Annotated in this window: 21 protein-coding genes; 9 read left to right on the plus strand and 12 right to left on the minus strand. The window is 62.8% G+C overall.

Translation table 11 applies throughout. The annotated features are described in order from the left end of the window. Positions 1 to 12 precede the first annotated feature (12 nt). The 5 genes from VFZ97_17840 to VFZ97_17860 all read left to right on the plus strand — a co-directional run bounded on the left by VFZ97_17840 (position 13) and on the right by VFZ97_17860 (position 6,022). Entirely contained in the window at positions 13 to 615 is a 603-nt protein-coding gene (locus tag VFZ97_17840) for a hypothetical protein (GenBank protein ID HEX6395300.1), read from the plus strand. Between the two features lie 56 nt (positions 616 to 671). After that, positions 672 to 2,411 carry a DUF4012 domain-containing protein gene (locus VFZ97_17845; protein HEX6395301.1) on the plus strand — a complete coding sequence of 580 codons (1,740 nt, stop codon included), beginning with the start codon at positions 672 to 674 and terminating at the stop codon, positions 2,409 to 2,411. A gap of 139 nt (positions 2,412 to 2,550) precedes the next feature. Then, the gene (locus VFZ97_17850; protein ID HEX6395302.1) at positions 2,551 to 3,240 is read left to right on the plus strand and encodes a hypothetical protein; all 690 of its coding nucleotides are present in this window, start codon (positions 2,551 to 2,553) and stop codon (positions 3,238 to 3,240) included. Positions 3,241 to 3,321: 81 nt separating this feature from the next. Beyond that, positions 3,322 to 4,818 (plus strand): sugar transferase, encoded by a 1,497-nt coding sequence (locus VFZ97_17855; GenBank protein ID HEX6395303.1) that lies wholly within the window; start codon positions 3,322 to 3,324, stop codon positions 4,816 to 4,818. A gap of 4 nt (positions 4,819 to 4,822) precedes the next feature. Further along, entirely contained in the window at positions 4,823 to 6,022 is a 1,200-nt protein-coding gene (locus VFZ97_17860; protein HEX6395304.1) for a glycosyltransferase, read from the plus strand. Here the strand turns inward: VFZ97_17860 and VFZ97_17865 are convergent. Both VFZ97_17865 and VFZ97_17870 read right to left on the minus strand, forming a co-directional pair. Beyond that, positions 5,923 to 6,522, minus strand: coding sequence for a class I SAM-dependent methyltransferase (locus tag VFZ97_17865; GenBank protein ID HEX6395305.1), 600 nt, complete (start codon positions 6,520 to 6,522; stop codon positions 5,923 to 5,925). The genes VFZ97_17860 and VFZ97_17865 overlap by 100 nt on opposite strands. A 51-nt stretch (positions 6,523 to 6,573) precedes the next feature. After that, on the minus strand, positions 6,574 to 7,134 hold the full coding sequence (locus VFZ97_17870; GenBank protein ID HEX6395306.1) for a GtrA family protein: 561 nt from the start codon (positions 7,132 to 7,134) through the stop codon (positions 6,574 to 6,576). A 253-nt stretch (positions 7,135 to 7,387) separates the two neighbouring features. Here VFZ97_17870 and VFZ97_17875 point away from each other — a divergent pair, with 253 nt between their 5' ends. After that, on the plus strand, positions 7,388 to 8,779 hold the full coding sequence (locus VFZ97_17875) for a hypothetical protein (protein HEX6395307.1): 1,392 nt from the start codon (positions 7,388 to 7,390) through the stop codon (positions 8,777 to 8,779). Here VFZ97_17875 and VFZ97_17880 read toward each other — a convergent pair. From VFZ97_17880 to VFZ97_17895, 4 genes are all read right to left on the minus strand, one after another. Further along, complete coding sequence (locus tag VFZ97_17880) at positions 8,756 to 10,051, minus strand: ABC transporter ATP-binding protein (protein HEX6395308.1); 1,296 nt, start codon at positions 10,049 to 10,051, stop codon at positions 8,756 to 8,758. The two genes, VFZ97_17875 and VFZ97_17880, sit on opposite strands and share 24 nt — an antisense overlap. After that, positions 10,052 to 10,828: an ABC transporter permease gene (locus VFZ97_17885; protein HEX6395309.1), complete on the minus strand. Its 777-nt coding sequence runs from the start codon at positions 10,826 to 10,828 to the stop codon at positions 10,052 to 10,054. Beyond that, positions 10,825 to 12,432 carry a glycosyltransferase gene (locus VFZ97_17890; protein ID HEX6395310.1) on the minus strand — a complete coding sequence of 536 codons (1,608 nt, stop codon included), beginning with the start codon at positions 12,430 to 12,432 and terminating at the stop codon, positions 10,825 to 10,827. Before VFZ97_17890 ends, VFZ97_17885 begins: the two co-directional genes overlap by 4 nt. 153 nt (positions 12,433 to 12,585) lie before the next feature. Then, complete coding sequence (locus VFZ97_17895) at positions 12,586 to 13,854, minus strand: citrate synthase (protein ID HEX6395311.1); 1,269 nt, start codon at positions 13,852 to 13,854, stop codon at positions 12,586 to 12,588. A 185-nt stretch (positions 13,855 to 14,039) separates the two neighbouring features. Between VFZ97_17895 and VFZ97_17900 the strand changes: the two genes are divergently transcribed. Further along, positions 14,040 to 14,345, plus strand: coding sequence for a chorismate mutase (locus tag VFZ97_17900; protein HEX6395312.1), 306 nt, complete (start codon positions 14,040 to 14,042; stop codon positions 14,343 to 14,345). Between the two features lie 8 nt (positions 14,346 to 14,353). Here VFZ97_17900 and VFZ97_17905 read toward each other — a convergent pair whose 3' ends face one another. Genes VFZ97_17905 through VFZ97_17915 form a run of 3 tightly spaced genes read right to left on the minus strand, consistent with a single transcriptional unit; the run spans position 14,354 to position 16,848 of the window. Further along, positions 14,354 to 15,070 carry an SDR family oxidoreductase gene (locus VFZ97_17905; protein ID HEX6395313.1) on the minus strand — a complete coding sequence of 239 codons (717 nt, stop codon included), beginning with the start codon at positions 15,068 to 15,070 and terminating at the stop codon, positions 14,354 to 14,356. Between the two features lie 23 nt (positions 15,071 to 15,093). After that, positions 15,094 to 15,543 (minus strand): GNAT family N-acetyltransferase, encoded by a 450-nt coding sequence (locus VFZ97_17910; protein HEX6395314.1) that lies wholly within the window; start codon positions 15,541 to 15,543, stop codon positions 15,094 to 15,096. Between the two features lie 54 nt (positions 15,544 to 15,597). Next, a complete protein-coding gene (locus VFZ97_17915; GenBank protein ID HEX6395315.1) occupies positions 15,598 to 16,848 on the minus strand; it encodes an MFS transporter in 1,251 nt (416 codons plus the stop codon). A 125-nt stretch (positions 16,849 to 16,973) separates the two neighbouring features. Here VFZ97_17915 and VFZ97_17920 point away from each other — a divergent pair, with 125 nt between their 5' ends. Next, a complete protein-coding gene (locus VFZ97_17920; protein ID HEX6395316.1) occupies positions 16,974 to 17,852 on the plus strand; it encodes a PAC2 family protein in 879 nt (292 codons plus the stop codon). A 28-nt stretch (positions 17,853 to 17,880) separates the two neighbouring features. Continuing rightward, complete coding sequence (locus VFZ97_17925; GenBank protein ID HEX6395317.1) at positions 17,881 to 18,360, plus strand: hypothetical protein; 480 nt, start codon at positions 17,881 to 17,883, stop codon at positions 18,358 to 18,360. 9 nt (positions 18,361 to 18,369) lie between these two features. Here VFZ97_17925 and VFZ97_17930 read toward each other — a convergent pair whose 3' ends face one another. The 3 genes from VFZ97_17930 to VFZ97_17940 are packed head-to-tail and all read right to left on the minus strand — an operon-like array spanning position 18,370 to position 21,128. Then, complete coding sequence (locus tag VFZ97_17930) at positions 18,370 to 19,032, minus strand: hypothetical protein (GenBank protein ID HEX6395318.1); 663 nt, start codon at positions 19,030 to 19,032, stop codon at positions 18,370 to 18,372. A 24-nt stretch (positions 19,033 to 19,056) separates the two neighbouring features. Further along, positions 19,057 to 19,740, minus strand: a complete 684-nt coding sequence (locus VFZ97_17935; protein HEX6395319.1) for an NUDIX hydrolase N-terminal domain-containing protein — start codon at positions 19,738 to 19,740, stop codon at positions 19,057 to 19,059. Between the two features lie 53 nt (positions 19,741 to 19,793). Then, positions 19,794 to 21,128, minus strand: a complete 1,335-nt coding sequence (locus VFZ97_17940; GenBank protein HEX6395320.1) for an FAD-dependent oxidoreductase — start codon at positions 21,126 to 21,128, stop codon at positions 19,794 to 19,796. Between the last annotated feature and the right edge of the window lie 105 nt (positions 21,129 to 21,233).

Below are 21,233 nucleotides of genomic sequence, written 5' to 3' on the forward strand. Positions count from 1 at the left end.
CGTTGCCCGCGAATGGAGCCTGAAGGGACGTCTCGAGACGATCTGGATGTCCGCCTGCAGTGGCCTGGGGCAGAACCAGAGGAAGCGGAGGATGGCCTGAGCGCGGCGCCCGAAGACGGGATGCCCGCTGAGACGACGCGAGCGGGGCGGGAGGACACCGTCGCCGAACTGGCGAACATGCAGGCTGTGCTCGCCTCAATCTCCGACCGGTTGGATGCCCTGACGCGAGCGTCGGCATCGCCGAGTGGGATCGACGGGACGAGCGCAGACCGCGCGCTCATGACGGCCATGGACAGACTCGAACAGTCGATGGCTCTACAGACCGAATCCTCTGCACAGTCGGAGGATCGCTTGCAGGTTTCCCTCGGCGAAATCAACGACGAGATCAGGGCGGTGGCCAGCCAGCAGGCTGACTTCCGGCAGCGCTTGAACGAAATCACTCATCAGATCGAGACATTGCGCCGGCGGATAACTCTTAGAGCTCGTTCCGACCACCCGCTGTCGCCAGAAGCCGTACAGATGATCGCTGACGCGGTGGTGGAAAGACTTTCTGCGAACGGTCCCTCATCTCTCAAGGGCGCGCGCCAACCTGGCCAAGACATTCGCCGAAAGTGAACCATCGTCGGGCGAAGTCCGGTCGCCGGAGTCCCAGACGGCATCCACGGTGGCTGTTGCCGGCACTGCTAATTGCCGCCGGGTTCGTCGTGTTGGTACTTCTCGTCGCGGTCATCGGCATAATTCACGGCGTACGCCTCGAACGCAAGCTGAGGGCGCTTCCCGCGACGCTCCAGGCGGTGACCGCTGAAGCCGAGGAGGGTCATGTTGGCGTCGCCGAGGAGAAACTTGTCCAGGCCCAGAACACCCTAACGAGCGTCAACTCGGCCTTGTATAACAGTCCTGATTTCGAAGTGCTCAACGCCCTCCCCATTGGCCGGCAGAACCTGCAAGCTGTCCGGTCGGGCGTGCAACTTGGGCTGCAAATGGTCGGCGGTGCTGAGGACATACTGAACGCCGCTTCGCCCCTAGCCGTGAACGGTCAATTGGCGGTCCCCCTTCGACAAGGTCAGACGCCCCTTGACACCGTGGAAGCAGTTCAGTCAGCGGTCCAACAAGTCGCCAGCACCCTTCCCGATGCGCCGGCAGGCCTCGACAGCTCCCTCGTTTTCAGCCCTGTGAGGTCGGCAGTAAACCGGGTATTCCGAGAAGCCTCGAAGCGTCAAGCGGAACTCCTGTCAGTTGGCGCTGCGCTTCGAGTTGTCGAAGACATCTCCGGAGCTTCGGGCGACAGGCGATATCTCATCGCAGTTGCCAACAGCGCCGAGATGCGCGGGTCTGGAGGGATGATCCTCTCTTACGGCGTTCTGACTTCGCATGGCGGCAAGGTGACTCTGGTCCACATCGGCCCAATTGATGAAATCAAACTGAACAGCCCCGAGACCTCGGCGACTTTTCCCGCTGACTTTATGAAGACCTACGCTGGACTCGCGCCTACCTCCGACTGGCGGGACTCGAACATGATGTCCGACTTCACCGTCGACGGTCCCGTCCTGGAGGCGATGTACGAACACGAAAGCGGACAGCATGTCGACGGAGTCATCCAGGTTGATTCCGCCGGCCTGGCCGCGATACTCGCCGGCGTCGGTCCGGTGAGCACCCCTGATCTGGGAACAGTCAGCTCTGACAACGCGGTGTCAGTGACCCTGAGCACCGCGTATCAGCTTTTTCCGCAGCGGACAGCGCGTCAGGACTTCACGGGCGAGGTCGCCCAAGCTGCCTTCCAACGGCTGACGTCCGGAGAGTTCACGACGCTCAAACCCCTGGGCGTGGCCCTGATCAGTGCTTCCAAGCAGCGCCACGTGATGATGTACGCCGACGATCCAACTGATGAAACCGCCATACGACTTCTCGGATTTGACGGAGCCCTACCGTCTCCCACGACCGATTTCACCCAGCTCACGGTCCAGAATTTCGGGTCGAACAAGCTGGACTACTACCTGACTTCGTCCCTTCGCCTGACCGGTCAGCGGCCTAGCGAATCGGGGAGCTTCATGAACGCCACCATCGACCTGGACAACACGGCTCCGGCTGGTCAAACCGTCCCCCAGGAGGTCTTCGGACCGTTCAGTCCAGCACAAACAGCTGGAGAGTACGAAGGGCTGGTCACCCTTTATCTCCCTGCCGGATCATTCCTCAAGGGAGCCTCGATCGATGGGTCCGTTACTACGAGTCCGGTATCGGGGTCGCAGAACGGGGTCGAGACAGTGTCATACACAGTCACAATTCCGGCACGATCCAGTTCACACGTGGTCCTCCAGGTGTTCATCCCGCCGACACCCTCTTCCCGACTACAGTTCGGCTTCGTCCCATCACCCCGGGTGATACCGACGACCTTTTTGAGCAAGTTGTCATGATTAGGCATGAGAAGGCGCCCTCTGGCCTTCTTTGTCTTGATTCGGCACCGCAATTGATGGAGGATATCGCTGCCGCAACGGCGAAAACTGCTGGGGTGCCTTGAGGACGTCCGGTGATCCGGAGTCGAAGGATGGGGTGTTGAGTAAAAATACGAGAAACGCCGGAGGGTTGCAGCGGTTCGGCCTAGCTCGCCGAGTCGGCATGCTGCTGGTGGCAGCGGTGCTACTCGGTTTCGTGACGGCCGTCCTATCGGGTTCTCCCGCCCGAGCGAATCCAGGTGTGGGCGCACCCGCCTCGCCGACCTCCTGCCCCAACCAGGGTTACAACACCTCCACCACGATCGCTAACTGCCGACCAACAACCACGACAGGGTCGCAAACTCTGAGTTTGACCGTCAGCTACAACAACGGCAAGCTGAAGTGGCAGGCTTGCGCCCAGCCAGCGGACCAGGGTTCGACAGTACAGCTGTATGTCGACGGTAACCCTGTCGACAGCCGCACCATCGAAGCGAGCGGCTGCACGAGTGCCGGAAGTACGGGCATTTGCTTGTCGCCCGGTCAGCACCAGGCCACAGCCACCGACGCTCAATACAGCCTGGTAGCGCAACAGCAGTTTTCCGTTCAAGACAGCGGATGCAAGAGTCCGAGCGTAGCGGCGGCCTCGGCGGCAAATGCCAGCGGATCCACGACAGGGTCCAGCGGCTCACAACCCAGCGGATTCCTGGCCTTCACGGGCGCCAATATCGCGCTCATGGTCATCGGAGCGATCATCCTGATCGCGCTGGGATACGGGACCCTAAGGGTTGCCAGGCAGCGTAGAAGCGCCTGATCGACAGGCCATTAGCCAGCTGGGGGGCATGGCATAACAATGAGAACTAACCCGATTTCGAGGGGAGCATCGATGCTCCCAATGTCGTCGACATTGAACGTCGAAACATCACGCCACACCGTTCCAGCCTTTACCGGTGGTGTTCGAGGTGCAGTCGGCGACGTCATCGACTTGAGGGATGACACTGAGGGACGACGCCACAGCAAATTGGTTGTGCAGTCACTCAACCCGGCGTGGCTCCGCGTTGTGTGCGGCTGGCACCAAGCTGGACGCTCGGCAGGGCCAATCTTGGCGGACCTCGGTCTGGCAGGGCTGGCTCTTTCCCTCGCCGGCTCCACCGCTGTGGGCATCTCGACCGGTGTCGCAGTTCTCCTGTGCACCGGTCTCTTGTTTGGCCTTTGGAAGAGGCGCTTGCCGTACGAAACGCAGGGCATTCTGTGGTACGGGCGACACCTGACGCCAGCGGCTGCAGCAGTTGGGCTCGCACTCGCGGTCGGACAGCCAAGCGTGACCACAGACCAGGTTGCGCTGGCCACCATTTCTATGAGTCTTGCGTTGATTGGGATCCGTGCCGCCTTGTGGCTCACGATCGCGTCGGCCCGTCGCAACGGCTTAGGACTCCAAGGCGCGCTGGTAATAGGCTCCGCGAAGCGAATCGACCAGATACAGCACCGGCTCTTGACCTATCCCGAAGCCGGCCTCCGATACGCCGCAAGCTTCATCCCTGTCGAGAACGAAGGCGCGTCTCCGGAGTCCGGACGAAGGCTCGTAAACGATCTATTGGGCGAATACCCGGTCGACCACGTGCTCTGCGTCCCTGATCGCCTCGACGAAACAGTCTTTCTCGACTTCGTGCGATTCTCAAAAGGACAGGTCGACGTCACACTTGCGCTTCCTATCGCAACTCTCTCAGCCGGCCAGCTGAGATCGAGTATCGGCGATCTTGGTGTGCTTCCACTTCGTCTTCGGCCCTCTTGGGGATCGGTCGCGGCCAAGCGAGTCTTCGATGTGGTTGCATCCGTCCTGGCTCTCATGGTTCTCAGCCCGATTCTGTTGGCTTCAGCCGCGGCGATCTGGATTTCGGACAGAGGCCCCGTTCTGTTCAGACAGAAGCGCGTCGGTAGGGACGGTAAGCAGTTCACCATCTTCAAGTTCCGATCCATGGTGGTGGATGCCGAACAACATCAGCTGGATTACACCTCGCGGAATTTCGCAAAGGGTGGTTTGCTGTTCAAGCTCGAGGATGATCCTCGAGTCACCCCCGTGGGCGCAGTCCTTCGTCGGCTCTCGATCGACGAGCTGCCCCAGCTGCTGAACATCGTTCGAGGCGACATGAGTCTGGTGGGCCCCCGGCCTCTTCCAGTCAAGCCCGAGGATTTCGACATTCGTGCCCAGATTCGGCACCAGGCTTCGCCCGGCGTCACTGGTCTGTGGCAAGCCCTCGGCGCCAACATCCTGGGTTACGAGGACATGCTCGATCTCGATCTTGCTTACGTGGCCACTAAGAGCTTCGGTGTCGACGTCTTGACCCTGCTACGGACGATCCCAGCGGTGCTCAACCGGCGATCTCCCGCCTGACATCTTGCGAGTCCTACACGTCTCACAGTCGGTCGGAGGGGGTCTCGCTCGCCACGTCGCCGACATCGTGAACCACACAAGAGGGATCGAGCACGCTTTGGTGCTACCACCCAAGTCGGTACCTCAGGGTTCGGGCGCTGCCTATGACGATTCGGCTGTCTTGGCGATGACCCGGCGAGGAGTGCGACTCGAGTACCTGGAGATGCGACGAAGCGTCGCGGACGCCCGGAACCTTGTAGCGATCACCGAGTTGCGACGTAAATTTCGTGAGCTCCAGCCATCAGTCGTGCACGCTCATTCGTCAATCGCCGGCGCCCTCGTTCGGTTGGCAAACCTTCCTCGCGACTTTCCCGTCATTTACACGCCGAATGGGCTCACCACTGATCGCCTGGGGCGAACGGCGGAGAGGGCCCTGGGCCGTTTGGCGTCGAGGATCGTCGCGGTATCGGAAAGCGAGGCCAGTCGGGCGCGAGCCTGGCGGCTCGCCGAGCCGTCGAGGATCGTCGTTATACCGAACGGAATCGACCCGGAGCTCCCAGCACCAGGGTTCGACATCAGGAATCAGCTCATGATTCCGGATGGAGTTCCGCTCGTGGGGACAATCGCCAGGCTGGTGCCACAGAAGGCACCCGACGTGTTTGTCAAGGTTGCGTCCGCTCTCGCCCGAAGACGTCCCGACGCCCATTATCTGATGATCGGGATGGGACCGCTCGAGCAGCAAGTACGGGCTGAGGTAGCGAGAGAGGGTCTGGCGGAGAGGTTTCACCTTGTTCCGCAGATCGACAACGCTTCGGCGGTGCTCCATCAGTTCGATGTCTTCGCTCTCACCTCGCGATTTGAGGGCGGTCCGTATGCTCCACTTGAGGCGATGCGGGCGGGCGTCCCGGTGGTCTTGTCCGACGTGGTTGGCAATTGCGATGCTGTCGAGCACGGCACGTCGGGCTTTCTCGTCCCCTTCGGTGAATCTGCACAGATGGCCGATGCCATTTTTGAGTTGCTGGAAGACCAGGGCCTGCGAACTTCTATAACCAAGGCGGCCCGTGATCGCCTTCATTCCAAGTTCGACGCCCGCCAGATGGGCGCTCGTCTCGGAGAGCTTTACGATCAGGTGGCTGCAGAATGGACCCGCCGGAGCACTCGCAGACTCCCACAGCAAAGGTCGACGGCTTCGACCCAATCTCCCGAGTCAACGGCAGCCGTATAGATCTCATACGGAGGTCGTCCCCCGTCTGCCGGATTGGGGAAGACGTCGTGAATGGCCATCAAGCCTCCAGGCGCGACCTTGGCTCCCCATGAGTGGTAGTCGGTCCATGCGGGTTCCTCACCGTGGCCCCCGTCGATGAAGAGAAAGCCGAGCGATCGGCTCCAAGCAGCGGCGACCGTCTCCGACCTGCCGATCACTAGAACGACATAGTCCTCGAGCCCGGCGTCTTCAATGGTCCGTCTTGCAAAAGGCAAGGTGTCGATTCGACCTGTGCGATCGTCAACTATCGAAGGATCGTGATGTACCCAACCGACCTGGTTCTCCTCCGACCCACGATGGTGGTCGAGGCTGAACAGGATGTTCGACGCTTCCATAGCAGCAGCGCCGAGATAGATGGCCGACTTTCCGCAATAGGTGCCGATCTCGAGGAGTGGTCCGAGGCCGGATTTGGCCGCCGCGAGGCCCGCACGGTACAACGCGAATCCTTCGTCTTGGGGCATGAAGCCCCGTGCATCCTGTGCTCGAGCGAGCAAGTCGCGTTTCAGAGCGTCCTACCCGGGGACGCGTATGCCGCTCGGGCCGCTCGAGTTGACGGCGAGGCCCTCAGTGTCTTCCTTAGCCTGGTGATGCCTGTGGACGAACATGAGCTTGTTGAAGATCATGAATTTTCCGATCCAAAGGACCCCGAAAGCCGCGATATAGACGATGGCAACGAGAGCGGTAGTCAAAGTATGCGAAAACCCGTGGTGTTTGGCGTAGTGCTCCATTAAGTACACCGAGTATGTGGACAGCGCCCACCCTGCGAACGCCAGGGCCCAGAACGGCAGCACCTCCTTTAGAAGATGGCTGCGCCCGTGCTTTCCCCAGGCCCACTTCCTATTCATGTAATAGTTCGGGATCGCGGCTATGGATGTAGCAAGCGAGCTTGCCACCGCGGCACTCATCCCGACCACCCCATTGAAGAGGACCAGGCAGACCTCGCTGACGATAACCGCGACGATCGATGCGACCGAGTAACGCCACAGCTTCTGGCCTCCCGGGCCGCGAAGCCGGTCGGCGACTGGCTCAGGGAGCCGATCGACGACGCGAAGAGCCAGGGATTCCAGGTTCACGAGAGGAATTTACCGTATGTGCCCCTGATCCAACCGCCGGGCAAATGTAGGGGCCGTGACCGTTGCCCTCGATTCTCGCATCTCTGTCGTCCGGGAAAGACTCCCACCAACGCGTCGGCGCACCAACACGTAGCTTTGGCCGGGTCTCATCGCGCCGTAGTACCGTTTCTGCGTTTTCATCGCTTCGGGGTGAGAATTCAGCTGCTGGGGTAGATGGTGTGGCACAACGAACCTGACTGGGGAGGCTTTGGGTATGCGCTGGCGACGAGTAGTCCGCCCGGCAATGGTCGTCTCAGCGGGGATGGGGATGCTCTCCGCCGGAGCGTTCTTGACCGCACGGGCAGATACTGCCGGATGCGCGAGCACGGTTTGTGTTTCGGTCGACTCGAGCCAGACGATCGAACCCGCCGACCACCAGGCTTCCGGCATTCTTCATTCGAGCAACGGCAGCCCGACCGACACCGCGCTTCTGGCTGGGCTAGACGTCTCGATGTGGCGGTCGTCCACTGACGACTGGGCGGGGAGCGCCTCGCCTTGGAATTCGGCCGTCACCGACCATATACCTGTCACCTTTCTGCTCTCTGACAAGTGGTTGCAGGACACAAACGGCGGGCAGGTCACGCCCTGGTCTGACTGGAACGGGTACCGGCAGTGGGTGATCTCATCGGTCCAAAAAATCGGTGCAATGGGCATTTGGGTCGACTACTGGGAGGTATACAACGAGCCGGACGGTCTCCCACCAACCGAGGCCGCAACTGTCACTCCGGGTCGGCTACTGACTCAATTCCTGGTTGCGTACGACGCCATTCGATCCGTAATACCCAACGCTGCGATCATCGGACCCTCGACCTCCGGTTGGATCGAGAGGCCAACTTCGCACTCTTTCTCAATACAGCAGTTCCTGGATTTCGCTGATGCCAACGGTCTGACCCTTACGGCACTTGCCTGGCACTACAACGCCGGCAACCCGCAGGGAATCGAACGGGAGGTTGCGGAGGCGCGTTCTCTCATTGCTGCCCGTCCAGGACTGGGGAATCCGAAGATCTTTATCAACGAATACGGCACGGAGCAGACTCAGCGGATCGCCGGCTGGGATGTCCAGTATCTAGCAGCCATGACCAACGCGAAGGTCGACTCCGCCGGAAGGTCTTGTTGGGAGCAGGACTGCATCCATCCGGTATTAGATGGGCTCTTGGCGACCGATGGGCGCTCAACCCTTCCTGACTACTGGATAAGGGCGATCTACGCCCAGATGACCGGCGAGATGGTCGCGACGTCCTCGAGTTTCAACAGAGTCGGCGTAATCGCTTCGGTGAACCTGGCTCAGTCGGAAATGAGGATCCTGTTGGGATACGGGCAGGGTTGTATCCAGGATCCCCGCTGCTTGATAAGCACACCCTGGGCGATTCCGTCACTGCCAGTTCCTGTCAAGCTCACGGTCTCCGTACCCTGGGCTTCCGGAAATGTATTGGTAACCGAGACCCGGGTGCCCGGAGCTGCCATCACACCGATTCCGCAGCCGGCAAGCAAGTATCTCGCTACGTACCCGATAACTAATCAGTTGGGCAAATCACTGGTCACCATCAACCTGGGACAGATCCAGGATGGCCAAGCCTTGTCCTTAGTCTTCAGCCACTCCGGGTGAAGCCACAAGGGAATCAGCTACAGAGTCACCTCCAGGCGCGCCGCTCGACACATTTGTAACGGTCCACCCGATGGGGGGTAGGACGACAGCATCGCTACTCCAGCTGCTCGTCACCCTGAGTTCGTATGCTCCTTGATGAAGATCGAAGGTGCGGTCCCAGTCGTGACTGAAGAGCCCGACGTCGAACGCATAGTCGCCGGACGCGAGATCCAACCGTTCGAATTCAGCCGTGAATGTCACAAAGCCGCTGGTTGAAGATCGGGTACTCGTATCCAGGCAGACCAAGCCATCGCGGTGTCGTACGAGCTTCACCGATAGGGTCACCGGCCCGACGTGGTCGGGAATTGAAGTGTTCACGGCGAGACGCAGGAATGCGCCGCTTGGAATCGACCCACACTCGTGACCGGAGGAATTCTGGATTCGCACCTCGTCGATCGTCGCCTCGAGGGTTCCGAACCTGTTGTCGTTCAAGCTCAATCGGTCGGATGAGGTGCGCGGGGCTGCCTCTAATGATGGGGTAACGAGACGCGTCTCTTGGGCGGTGATCTCCGCGTATCGCTCGAGGACGAGGCCGGGAGGCCCCGAGGCTATGAGCCTTCCGCCACGTAACCAGATAACTTCATCGCACAGCTCCCTCACCTCGTCCACCGAGTGCGAAGCCAGAACGATCGTCACCCCCGCCGTGCGAAGGTCCCGAAGTCGGTCATAGCAACGACGTTGAAACCCGACGTCGCCGACCGCAAGTACCTCGTCGATGAGGAGGATCTCCGGTTCCACATGTATGGCCACCGCGAAAGCGAGCCGGGCCTTCATTCCGCTGCTGTAAACCCGCACCGGACTGTCGATGAACCGCCCCAGATCTGCAAACTGCACGATCGAGGGCGTCATCCCTTGGATCTCGCGACGCGAGAACCCCGCTACCAATCCGGCTGTCCGGATGTTGTCGCGTCCTGTCAGATCCGGGTGAAAGTCCTGCCCCAACTCGAACATTCCGGCAACCCGGCCATCCACGTGCAGTTGCCCTTCGTCGGGAAGCCCGATCCCGCCAAGAAGCCTCAACAGGGTCGACTTTCCTGCCCCGTTCGGTCCCACCAACCCGAGGCTGCAACCCTGATCCAGGGAGAACGAGACGTGACGAATGGCCCACACGGGACGGAGGCCACGACCGGGACGGCGATTAGACAGCAATGTCCGCCAGGTACGCGGTCCCGATTGCGCGATCCCGTGTCGGTAACGGCGGCCGAGATCACATGCTTCGACGATCGCGGACACTCAAAGCTCCTCTGCGAACCACCGCTCGTAGCCGACGAATACTCGGTAGCAGGCGAGGGTCACCGCGACTCCTCCCACCATGAGAGCAGCTAGACCTCCCCAACTCGGCATCGTCCCGTACAGCAGAACCTGGCGGTAAGCAGCTACGAGATGCGCCATCGGATTGAGGGTCACGATCAGGTGGTAGTGAGACGGGACGTGGGCATAGAAGACGGGCGTGGCATAGAAGAGAAGCCCTAGAAGAATCGACACCAGATGGCCGGTGTCGCGGAGGAAAACGTTCACAGTCGCGACCAGATAAGCCGGGCCGAGCATGACCACCAGCTGCACGATCGCAACAACTGGGAGCAGCATCGCCCTGGCCGGAACTCTTCCGGTGACGAGTCCCACCGTGACCAGCGTGATGGGAAGCATCAGCACGAAGTTGATCAGGGCCACTCCGACCGCAACGAGCGGCAACACTGCCGATGGAAAGCCGGGGCGTCGTATGAGATCGCGGCCCGAGACCACACTGTCCGCAGCGGCCCCAATCGCCCCGACGAACCAAAGCCAGGGCACCATGCCAACGAGAACGAACGCCGCGTAGTTCGGAATCCCGAGTCGGACTACGCGTCCGAAGATGAAAATAAGAACGCCCGCTTGAGCCAGCGCTGCTAGCTGCGACCAGCCCAACCCGAGGACGCTCCCGCTATAGCGGAGGCGGATCTGACGGACGACCAGCTCCCTGACCATCCCGGCATGGTGAACCGGCGCCGAAGCGTGGCTGGTAATGGTCACCGCACCCGTGGGCGCTTCTGCCGGGCCAAGGACATCAGGTAGGCAACCGGGCCGAGCGCGATACCCGCTAATTCGAGTAAGACCAGCTCACTGGGGTATCGATCCTTGCCCTGCTTTACCGCGGTCAATCTTCGTCGATGATCCCGGAGCATCCTCAGGTATCGCATGACGGGGTGCATCCGTCGGCTTCGTACGTTGAGAAGGTGCTTGGCGCACATCGCGCCCTGAGACAGGCCGTATCCCCACGTCTGCCAGCGGAGCTTCGTCATGGTGTCACGATGGTGATGGAACACGACCCCGTCGGCCACGTACTGGCAAACCTCGCCATCGGCCAGCGCCCGGGCAAACATGTCGAGGTCTCCACCCCCACCGACGAGCGTCCCCATGTCGAGCGCGATATCGAAGTCCCCGATCCGGTCAAGAAGATCGCGCCGGAAGGCCATGTTCGCCCCCGTTCCGAGGACCCCCATCTGGAGGGGCGAGATCCCCCCGCCGTCGAATCGGGTGAAGCGCTGCGAATACGGGCCTCGATCGAATGGAAATCGCGATTCGAACCACTGGTGACTTGCCTGGTCGAGTTGAGCCGGTCGCACCCTGCCTGTAGCGAAGGAGACCATGGGATCCGCAAAGGCGTCACGTATGCCGCGGAGCCAGCCGGGATCCGCCTCACAGTCATCGTCAATGAAGGCAACGATCTCGCCGCGTGTTTCTCGCACTCCTCGATTTCGAGCGCGGTCAAGCCCAAGCAGTGGCTCGTGGATGTGGCGAGCGCCGATTGCCTCGAGCTGCGCGATCGAAAGCGAAGCTGACTGCGAATTCTCCACGACCACGACTTCGAAGTTGGGGTCATCGAGCCCCGAAAGTGACTTAAGACAAAGCTCGAGCATGTCCGGCCGTTTCCCGCTCGTGCACAAGACCACGCTGATCAGTCCGTTCATCGGAGCGGAGGAGGGCTTGGGGCGAGCAACAGACCGAGGCGCGATTCCGGGTAGCGGGCGGTCGACCAGCTGCAGCTTCGCCCGGATTTCAACCATGGACGCTTCGTCACGCGGGATCGGCCCGACTCCAGGCTGCTCGTCGAACAAGACCTCCAACCCGGCAGCGCGGCACCTATGAGCAAACTCCTCGATGACATCAGAGTCGACGTCGGCGAGCTCGCAAAACGGAATGCGCGCGGGAACATGGCTCTCAAGGAAGAGGCTCGTGAGCCGATCACCGACGCTCCGAGACGGGTCGATACCTATGACGACCTGTGCGCCGTGGGCCAGGAGACATAGCCCCCGCTCCAGCCAGCGATCACCCGGTCTGTACTGCGCGTTGATGATCGCCACCTGCGGTGAGCGAGCACACTCGATACCCCTCTGGCACAGTTCAGCCAGTCCTTGTCGATTGGCGAGGGCCACCCAGTGAACGGCAGGATGCCGCAACGCGAGGTCGGCAGCCCCATCCGAGGGAGCCGAATCGACCACGGCAACGACGGTTTCAGGCGCCGAACGCTGCCGCGCAACCCCCTCGAGACAATCGGCGAGCGCGTGGCACTGGCCGGCAGCCAAAACGACCACCGAAACCGGATCGCGCTCTCGGTCGCCCCCAACCTCTCGCATCTCAACAATATTCAATACGACAAGCCCGCGACCCTCTGCCCTGCGACACTACGTATGCGCAACTCTGATCGGGTGGTGCGCCGGGGATCGCCACTCTCAGCGGGGATCCCGATCCCCTGAGTGGCGGCTGGACCGCCGAGCTATACAACCTTGTTAACGGTCAGCGATCGCCTTGTAAGGGCGCTCGTCGGCTCCAGTCCAGAGCTGGCGAGGCCTGTAGATCTTCGAGTCCTGCTCGATCAGCTCCTCCCAGTGGGCGAGCCAGCCTGCGACTCGCGGAATGGCAAAGAGCACCGTGAACATCTCCGTCGGAAAGTTCATCGCCTGGTAGATCAGCCCGGAGTAAAAGTCGACGTTGGGATAGAGCTTTCGCGAGATGAAGTACTCGTCGGAGAGGGCGACCTCCTCGAGCTTCAAGGCGATGTCGAGAAGGGGGTTCTTTCCGGTGACCGCGAAGACCTCGTCGGCAGTCTGCTTGATGATCTTCGCCCGGGGGTCATAGTTCTTGTAGACCCGGTGTCCAAACCCCTGAAGCCGGCCCTTCCCGGCCTTTACGTCCGCGATGAATCCCTCGACGTTGTCCATCGTGCCGATCTCGGTCAGCATTCGAAGCACGGCTTCGTTGGCTCCCCCGTGGCGGGGTCCGTACAGCGCCGCCGCTGCGGCGGCTGCCGCTGAGTAGGGATCGGCATGAGACGAGCCGACGGTTCGCATCGCTAGCGTCCCGCAGTTCTGCTCATGGTCGGCGTGCAGGATGAATAGCACGTCCAGCGCTCGTGACAGCACGGGATCTGGCTCATAGACCGGCTCCGCCACCTTCCACATCATGTTGAGGAAGTTCTCTGAGAAACTCAGGGAGTTGTCGGGGAAGACAAATGGCATCCCGCGGCTGTACCTGTATGACGCGGCGGCCAGGGTCGGCACCTTGGCTATGAGCCGGATGATCTGAGATGCCCGGATCTCAGGATCCTGGATCTCCTTCGCCTCCGGGTAGAAGGTCGATAGGGCGGCGATCCCGGAGATGAGCATCCCCATGGGGTGAGCGTCGTAGTGGAAGGCATCCGCGAACCGCTTCCGGAAATTCTCGTGAATGTAGGTGTGATAGCGGATGTCGTTGGTCCACTTTTCGAATTGATCCGCGGTCGGGAGTTCGCCGTGGATGAGGAGGTAAGCCACCTCGAGATGGGTGGACTGCGCAGCAAGCTGCTCGATCGGGTAGCCGCGGTAGCGCAGGATCCCCGCCTCGCCGTCGAGGTAGGTGATCGAGCTGGAGGTGAGGGCTGTGGTCATGAAGGCCGGGTCGTAGAACCACACCCCGGGCAGCAGTTTGCGGAATTCGTCCGCCGACACGCCGCCGTCGACGATGGGGATCTCTACTACCTCACCTGTGCGGTTGTCGGTGACGGTGATGGAATCTGCCACTACTCCCCCTGTGGGATAGGGAACCTTCGTTGGTCGGGAGCATGCTACATCGAGGGGGCTCGTGACCATCAGGGCAGGTCAGAGGGTGTTTAGTCATTCGCGAGCGGTTGCGTTCTGTGCGCCGTTGACCATCGCGATCCGGTTCCCGTTGGTGGCGCCCGGATCGGCTGGGGCATCATTCTTTGATGGGCGAACCTCAAGCGCCGAGCGCCGGCGAACTGGGCGACATCCGGCACAAGATCGATGACGTCGACCGCCGGCTGGTCGCGTTGCTGGCAGAACGGGCCCAACTTGTCGAAGACGTCGTGCACTTCAAGCGTGCACACCATATGGCCGTGGTGGATCGAGGTCGCGAGGATCGGATGCTGGCTCGGATCGCGGACGTGGCCAAGGATGCAGGCCTGGATCCCCGAGTCGCTCAGCAGGTATTGCGGACGATCATCGACGGTTTCACACTTCTCGAGGTTGAGGAGTTGGGCCCAGACACGTGAGCGGGCGGCTAGTGGACCAGCTTCATCCCGCTGTCGAGTACCCACACCTCCCCGGTCACCAGCGAAGAAGTGACCTGAGCCAGGACCAGATGGGCGACGTCCTCCGGCTGTGCTGATCTCTTCATTGGTGATATAGCTGAGACGCCGGCGCGCACCTCATGCCAGTCCGCCGTCCAGGGCGTGTCCACCAGTCCCGGAGCAACCGCGTTGACCCTGATCTCGGGGCCAAGCACGGCCGCCAGCAGCCGGGTCTGGTGATGCAGGGCCGCCTTGCTGGCCGCGTAGGGGATGGAGGAACCCACCTGACGCACTCCCGCCAGAGATCCGATGTTGATGATCACGCCACCGGAGGGTGCGTTCTTGAGGTGCGGTACGGCGGCTGTCGCCAGCACGAACGGGGCGATGACGTTTGTCGCATAGAGCCTCGCCCATATCTCCGGCGTGGCCGCCTCGAGGTCTGCGTGGGGGATGACCTCCGTCGTTCCGGCGTTGTTGATCAGGATGTCCAACCGCCCGAACTCGGCTACCACATTCGCGACGAACGCTCGGGCCGCGTCGGGTTCGGCGACGTCGGCCTGGCGGTACACGCCGCCGACTTCCTTGGCGACCGCCCGGCCGGCTTCCACTGATCTCCGCGAGTTGACGACCACCCGGGCATCCTCCTTCGCCAGGTGCCGGGCGATCTCTGCACCGATCCCACTGCTCGAGCCAGTGACAATGGCCACTCTGCCTTGCAAAGAGTTCGAGCTCACGGGACGTCTGGCTCCAGCGTGTACCTGTAGACGTTGGTCTCCCGTTCGACGAAGCCGATCCGCCGGTAGAGCCGGTTCGCGGCCTCCCGGGATGGTCGTGAGGTGAGTTCCACCGTCCTTGCTCCGGCGGCCTGCGCCGCTTCGAGCGCTGCTCGGTTCAACGACTCCCCGCAACCTTGGCCCCTCGCCTCTTCGGCGACGATGACGTCTTCGATCCACGCCCGGATGCCGCTGGGGATCCTGAACACCACCAATGTCAGGGTTCCCACGATCTCGCCCCCGTCGCCGTCTCTGGCAACGAACACGGTGGTAGTTGGCGAGTCGACGATCTCGGCGACCTGCGCGAGCGTGGGCGGCGCTGCTGACTGAGATAGAAGTGGGAGCAACCGGGTTATAGCTGCGGCGATCTCCGGGGTTGCTTCCTTGACCGCTTCGACGACGACCACGGCGCGTGACTGTAGTAGTCGGCCCGCGAGCAAAGGTCGCCCGTTGGGCACGAGTCAGCCCGTGGCCGGCGCCACCTCCCGGTAACCCCGCTCCTGCTTGCGGAACCCCGGCAACACGGCTGCCAGCACCATCGCACCGGCGATGCACGCGATACCGCCGGATACGACCGAGAAGCGAACACCAACCCCTTGAGCTACCGCCCCGGATTCGAGATCCCCGAGGCGTGGCCCGCCCTGGACCACCGCGATCTGGATAGCCGACAATCGGCCGCGCAGCGAGTCGGGGATCGCGCTCTGCAGGATCGTGTTACGGAACACGGCGGACACCACATCGGACCAGCCCGCGAGCGCGAGCAGAACCAAGGCGATCCATAGGACGTGCACCAAGCCGAACGCGGTGATCGCCGCTCCCCACATAATCACCGCGATTATCACCGCGAGGCCCTGACGGCGAACCAGGTTCACCCAACCGGTCATGAGCGCCCCGGCGAGGGCGCCGGCGCCCGGAGCTGCGTACAGGTATCCCACGGCTTTCGCTCCTCCGTGAAACGCACCGAGGCCGAGAGCCGGGAACAGCGCCCTTGGCATCCCGAAGACCATCGCGTCGATGTCGAGCAGGTAGACACCCTGGATCACCTGGCGTCCGCGCAGGTAACGAGCGCCCTCCGCGATCGACTTCCAACCCGCGCGGCCGGCGCCTGCCAGCGGCTTCTGCGGACCGAACGCCGCCACCGAGGCGAAGGAAACAACAAATGTCGCCACGTCGATCCAGTAGACGGTGGCGAGTCCGGCACTCGACAGAAGAACGCCAGCGACTGCGGGTCCGACGACGGTTCCAACTTGAAGCTGGACTTGCCATAGCGCGTACGCGGAAGCCAAGTCGTCCGCCAAGACCATCCTCGGGATCGACGCGTTGAAAGCCGGACGGTCGAAGCCTGCGAGTGCCCCGGACGCGGCGGACAGAACGAAAAGCGGCCACAGCGCGGGGCCGGTCATCGATCCGTTTATGGCCAGGCCCGAGCTGGTCAGCGCCATCAGCAACTCGGTGGCGATAAGGACCCGGCGGCGGTCGTGGGTGTCTGACAACGTCCCGCCGACCATCGAAAAGATCACGAGTGGGATCAGCTGCGCAAGGCTAATTAGTCCCACGTTCAAGGAGGAGTGGGTCATCCGGTACACCTGGTACGGCACCGCCACCACGGTTAGCTGGCTGCCGAGCGTTGAGATCAACTGGCCGGAGAAGAGGAAACGGAAGTCTCGCGAGTGCCTGATTGGCTTCAGATCGACGAACAGCCGCCGTGGCATTGCCGCCCAGGGTAGAGGCGACCCTGACGAGACGTCCGGTACAGCCCGATCAGCAAGGCAGAATCGGGAATACGATCGGCCAGAGACGCAGGGCGGGGGCGCTCCCGGCGATGTACGGTCGAGGGATGGAGCCGCTGCGATGGCAGCGCAGGCCGAGCCTGCGACGCCCCATCTTCGTCGTCGCCTTCGAGGGCTGGAACGACGCCGGGGACGCGTCGACCATCGCTCTCGAGTATCTCGCCCGTGAGTGGGGTGCCGAGCGGTTCGCGACGATCGACGCCGAGGAGTTCTACGACTTCACCGTGACGCGACCTCACGTGCGTTTGGACGAGGATGGTGTCCGGCAGATCGACTGGCCGGACATCGAACTGTCGGCGGCAAGCGTTCCCGCTGGAAAGCACGACTTGGTCGTCCTGAAGGGGGTCGAGCCGCAGCTTCGATGGAAGTCATTCTGCAAGACCGTCGTAGAGGCTGCAGACGAGGTGCGGGCCGAGATGGCGGTGATCCTCGGCGCGCTTCTGGCCGATGTGCCGCACACAAGGCCTATCCGGGTTTCCGGGACCACCGACGACCGCGACCTCGCCGATCGGCTCGGCCTCGTCGCACCTTCTTACGAAGGACCGACCGGCATCGTCGGTGTTCTGCACGACTCATTCCGGTCTGCCGGCATACCAGCTGCATCCTTCTGGGCCGCGGTACCCCACTACGTGCACCAGATCCCGTCCCCGAAGGCGGCGCTGGCGCTCGTCGAGCGATCCGCTGCGCTCTTCGGCGCCACGCTCGACGCCGGCGACCTCCGCCGGGCCGCCGCTGACTGGGAGCGCGAGGTAAGCGAACGGGTCGCCGACGACGAAGAAGCCTCGGCGTACGTCGCGCAGCTGGAGGACTCCGAAGACCCTGACGGGGCCACCGAGTTCGGGATCGACCGGCTCCGGATGGGCAACATCGACGACCTGGCCGCCGAGGTCGAGCGATACCTCCGCCAGCACCGTCCTCAGGACTGAGCCCCCGCACCGGACACGTGGATTTGCGTTGGCGAGACTGATTCCCACGGCGGTCTGGCGCGCCCGCCTTGAAGTAATCGTGGCACTCGATGATCGTTTCGGCGAACCCGTCGACGCGTACGTTAACGGGTCGCAGGTCTGGCTCCGAGAGGACGGCCCAGGCGGCATGACGCTCGAGTGGCGGTTGCACCCGGTGGCCGGCTACCAGCGACCCAAGACCCTCGGCACCTACGAAGTCTTCTCCGCTGTGGCCCTCGCTCTAGGTACAGGCGCCGAACCGCCTGCTCCCCTGGAGGAGCTGTGGGACGGTCTCGAGGTCTTCCCGGCATACGGAGACGACATCGAGCCTCAGCCGCTGGCCGCCGCCGGGAGCGAGGCACTCGGTATCGATCCGGACGCTTTCGGTTTGGTCGACCACGAAACCATCGGCGACCAGTGGGAGCTCACCCGTGGCGGAGTCTCGATCGTCGACGATCTCCTCCGCCAGTTGGGTTCAAGCCCATCCTGAGGATTTCCGTCAGCCCCTCAACTCAGGCGACAGCTTGTAATGGATGTCGACCTGTCGGAGTACCCAACCGAAGCGGGCCAGGCCATCGACGACATCGATTGCCACGAGGTCTTCGTCGTCTTCGACCGGCGCGTGCAGCCTTCGAGTCAACAGGACGACGAACCCCTCCCACACCGGCGCCGTTACGGCACGGATCGCCGGAAAGTTCCGCCGGCTGGCTTTGACCGCCCGGGTGATGATGTCCTGCGGCGGGCGGCCGTGCCGCAGGGGAGGGAACGAACCGAGGACCGGGACGTCGGGGGCGCCGAACGCCTGCGGATCCTCCTCGACCGCGAGGTGGGCGGCATACGAGCGGGTCACAATCTCGACGCCAGCCTTCGCTGAAAGCGAAGGGATCGGTCTTGCAAGCCGGTCGATGTAGTCGATCGCCATACCAGCGGTCAACGGGCTCAACGACACGATCTTCGCGGTGACGGCCTCAGCTCTTTCATCGAGATGTCGTGCATTGTCGGCCGCAGCGCCGAGGCCCGAAAGCCGGTCTTCGGCGGATCCGAGGTCGATGCGCCTTCCGGCGGGCTTGACCGACAAAGACTGGCCTCGCCGCGCCTTCGCGCCCCAAGAAAGGAGGCGGCGAAGCGCGTCCAGCGGAGTTGGGGGTCCCTGTCCGGGCACGCCTTCAGCGGGACAAAGGGCCGTTTATCCGCGCCACGTCGCTCGGCGTGGCATGTCGAAGGCGACCTCAATCGGCTCGCCCCTGATAGCCCTAAAAGCGAGCTCGCGCCACAACCCGGCCCCCGCGAGCGGCGCCGGTAGCGAGTCCTCCGAGAACCAACCCACCTCTCGCGCTTCCAGCGGATGCGGGCGCAGCTCCCCGCCAACCAGTCGACACTGGAACACCAACGAGTAGAACGGGAGGGCCCTAGCCCCGAGACGCAGCCCGTCAAAGACGGCGACCAATCGGACCGGTTCCACTTCGATTCCCGTCTCCTCCGCAACCTCTTTCACGACCACCTCGGCCGGCGAGTAGCCGATGTCTGCCCAGCCGGTCGGATAGAGCCAGACGCCGGAGTCGCCTCTCTGGATCAGAAGCAACTCCTCCTTCTCGTTGCCGACGATCGCCCCGACGGCGACCTTTGGGGTGACGTACCCCGCGACTCCTTGGCCGACGCTGTCGAGCCAGCCGCTCACCAGGTCCTCGGTCTCGAAGCGGCCCTCGTCATGGCCTGCTGCGATCCGGATGTCGGCCGCGACCTTGAGGACCTCCTCGAACCGCTCCTGCTCGTAAAGGCTCTGAGTAAAGGCCAGTCCGGTGCGCGCGATACCTGCCAATGCCTCGCTCCAGCGAAGCAGATCAGCGTCGGTCACCCGGTGTCCCGGCATCGGGGCAGAGACTATCGGCTGTCCCTTCGTACCCGGGCCGGGTCAGCGGAGTGTCAGAGCTGCGGGAGTAGCTGGCGAGCAGCGACCTGAAGGGGATCCCACAGTGACGAAAAAGGCGGTGCGTAGCCCAGGTCGAGCCCGAGCAGGTCATCCACCGTCAGTCGCCCGACAAGGGCGGTCGCGATGACATCCACGCGTTTTGCGGTTCCCTGGCCACCCACGACCTGCGCGCCGAGGAGTCGGCCTGACCGGCGCTCGGCGATGAGCTTGACTGTGATGCTCTGCGCGTCGGGCATGTACCCGGCGGATGTAGTCCCCTCCACCTGGCAGGCAACTGCCGAGAAACCAGCGCGGTCGGCTTCCCGTTCGCCGAGCCCGGTACGCCCAACCTCCGTCCGGCAAACCTTGGTTACCGCGGTCCCCGCCACCCCGGGGAATGTGGCGTAGCCGCCGGCGATGTTGACACCTGCCACCCGGCCCTGCTTGTTGGCGACTGTCCCTAATGGCCAGTAAAGCGGACGTCCGGTGAGGAGGTGGAAGGACTGGCAGCAGTCGCCGGCGGCCCAAACACCTTCCGAGGAAGTGCGTTGCTGACGGTCCACCGCTAGCGCGCCGCGGATACCGGTGTCGAGCCCCGAGCGAGCGCCGAGATCACTGTTCGGCTCCACTCCGAGTCCGAGGACAACCAAATCCCCCGGGATCTCCCCGGCCGAGGTCACGACCGAGGTCTCGGTCACCTGCTGGATCTCCTCACCGGTTCGTACGGTGATGCCTGCTTGGCGCATGGCTCGCGACAGAAGCGGAGCCATGTCGCGGTCCAAGCCGGCCATGATCTCCGGCCCTGGCTCCACGACCGTCACCGACGCGCCTCTGGTCACGAAAGCCTCGGCGAGCTCGAGTCCGACGTACCCGCTGCCGAGCACGACGACCTGACGGGGACGGAGCGCGCGGGCATCGTCGAGCAACCGGTTGGCATCAGTGAGGTTCTGGACGCCATGAACGTGCGGCAGGTCGAGCCCGGGCAGGTCGGGGCGCTTCGGCCGGCCACCGGTCGCGATGTGAAGAAAATCGAAGCCGAGTTGGAAGGTTCGCCCGTGCGCCCGGTTGTGTACCTCCGCCTTCCGTGAGGCAAGGTCCAGACCGATCACCTCATGTTCGGTTCGCACGTCGATTCGCATTGCGCGGAACTCTTCAGGACTGCGGGCGATGAGATCGTTGGAACTGTCAAGAGTTCCGCCGATAAGGAACGGGATGCCGCAGGCCGAATAGCTCGTCCAGCGGCCCATTTCCAACGCGACTATCTCCAGTTCAGGGTTTCGCCGGCGGGCTTGCGCGGCAGCCGACATCCCGGCGCCGTCACCGCCTACCACGAGGAGGCGCTCACCCATATTCGATCAGGCGCGCCGCGCCCCTACCCGAGAACAAGCCCCTCAGACCCGACATCGCTTGCAACCTTAGGCGCCGCCGCCGCTAATCGGGCGCAGCATGGAATG

Source organism: Acidimicrobiales bacterium (genome assembly GCA_036378675.1).
Classification (GTDB): domain Bacteria; phylum Actinomycetota; class Acidimicrobiia; order Acidimicrobiales; family Palsa-688; genus DASUWA01.

Excerpts from the sequence above, each read along its gene's own strand:
- VFZ97_17865 (HEX6395305.1), bottom strand. The coding sequence starts at position 6,522 with ATGCCCCAAGACGAAGGATTCGCGTTGTACCGTGCGGGCCTCGCGGCG.
- VFZ97_17915 (HEX6395315.1), bottom strand. The coding sequence starts at position 16,848 with ATGCCACGGCGGCTGTTCGTCGATCTGAAGCCAATCAGGCACTCGCGA.
- VFZ97_17940 (HEX6395320.1), bottom strand. The coding sequence starts at position 21,128 with ATGGGTGAGCGCCTCCTCGTGGTAGGCGGTGACGGCGCCGGGATGTCG.
- VFZ97_17855 (HEX6395303.1), top strand. The coding sequence starts at position 3,322 with ATGTCGTCGACATTGAACGTCGAAACATCACGCCACACCGTTCCAGCC.
- VFZ97_17890 (HEX6395310.1), bottom strand. The coding sequence starts at position 12,432 with ATGCGAGAGGTTGGGGGCGACCGAGAGCGCGATCCGGTTTCGGTGGTC.
- VFZ97_17920 (HEX6395316.1), top strand. The coding sequence starts at position 16,974 with ATGGAGCCGCTGCGATGGCAGCGCAGGCCGAGCCTGCGACGCCCCATC.
- VFZ97_17840 (HEX6395300.1), top strand. The coding sequence starts at position 13 with ATGGAGCCTGAAGGGACGTCTCGAGACGATCTGGATGTCCGCCTGCAG.
- VFZ97_17875 (HEX6395307.1), top strand. The coding sequence starts at position 7,388 with ATGCGCTGGCGACGAGTAGTCCGCCCGGCAATGGTCGTCTCAGCGGGG.
- VFZ97_17935 (HEX6395319.1), bottom strand. The coding sequence starts at position 19,740 with ATGCCGGGACACCGGGTGACCGACGCTGATCTGCTTCGCTGGAGCGAG.
- VFZ97_17900 (HEX6395312.1), top strand. The coding sequence starts at position 14,040 with ATGGGCGAACCTCAAGCGCCGAGCGCCGGCGAACTGGGCGACATCCGG.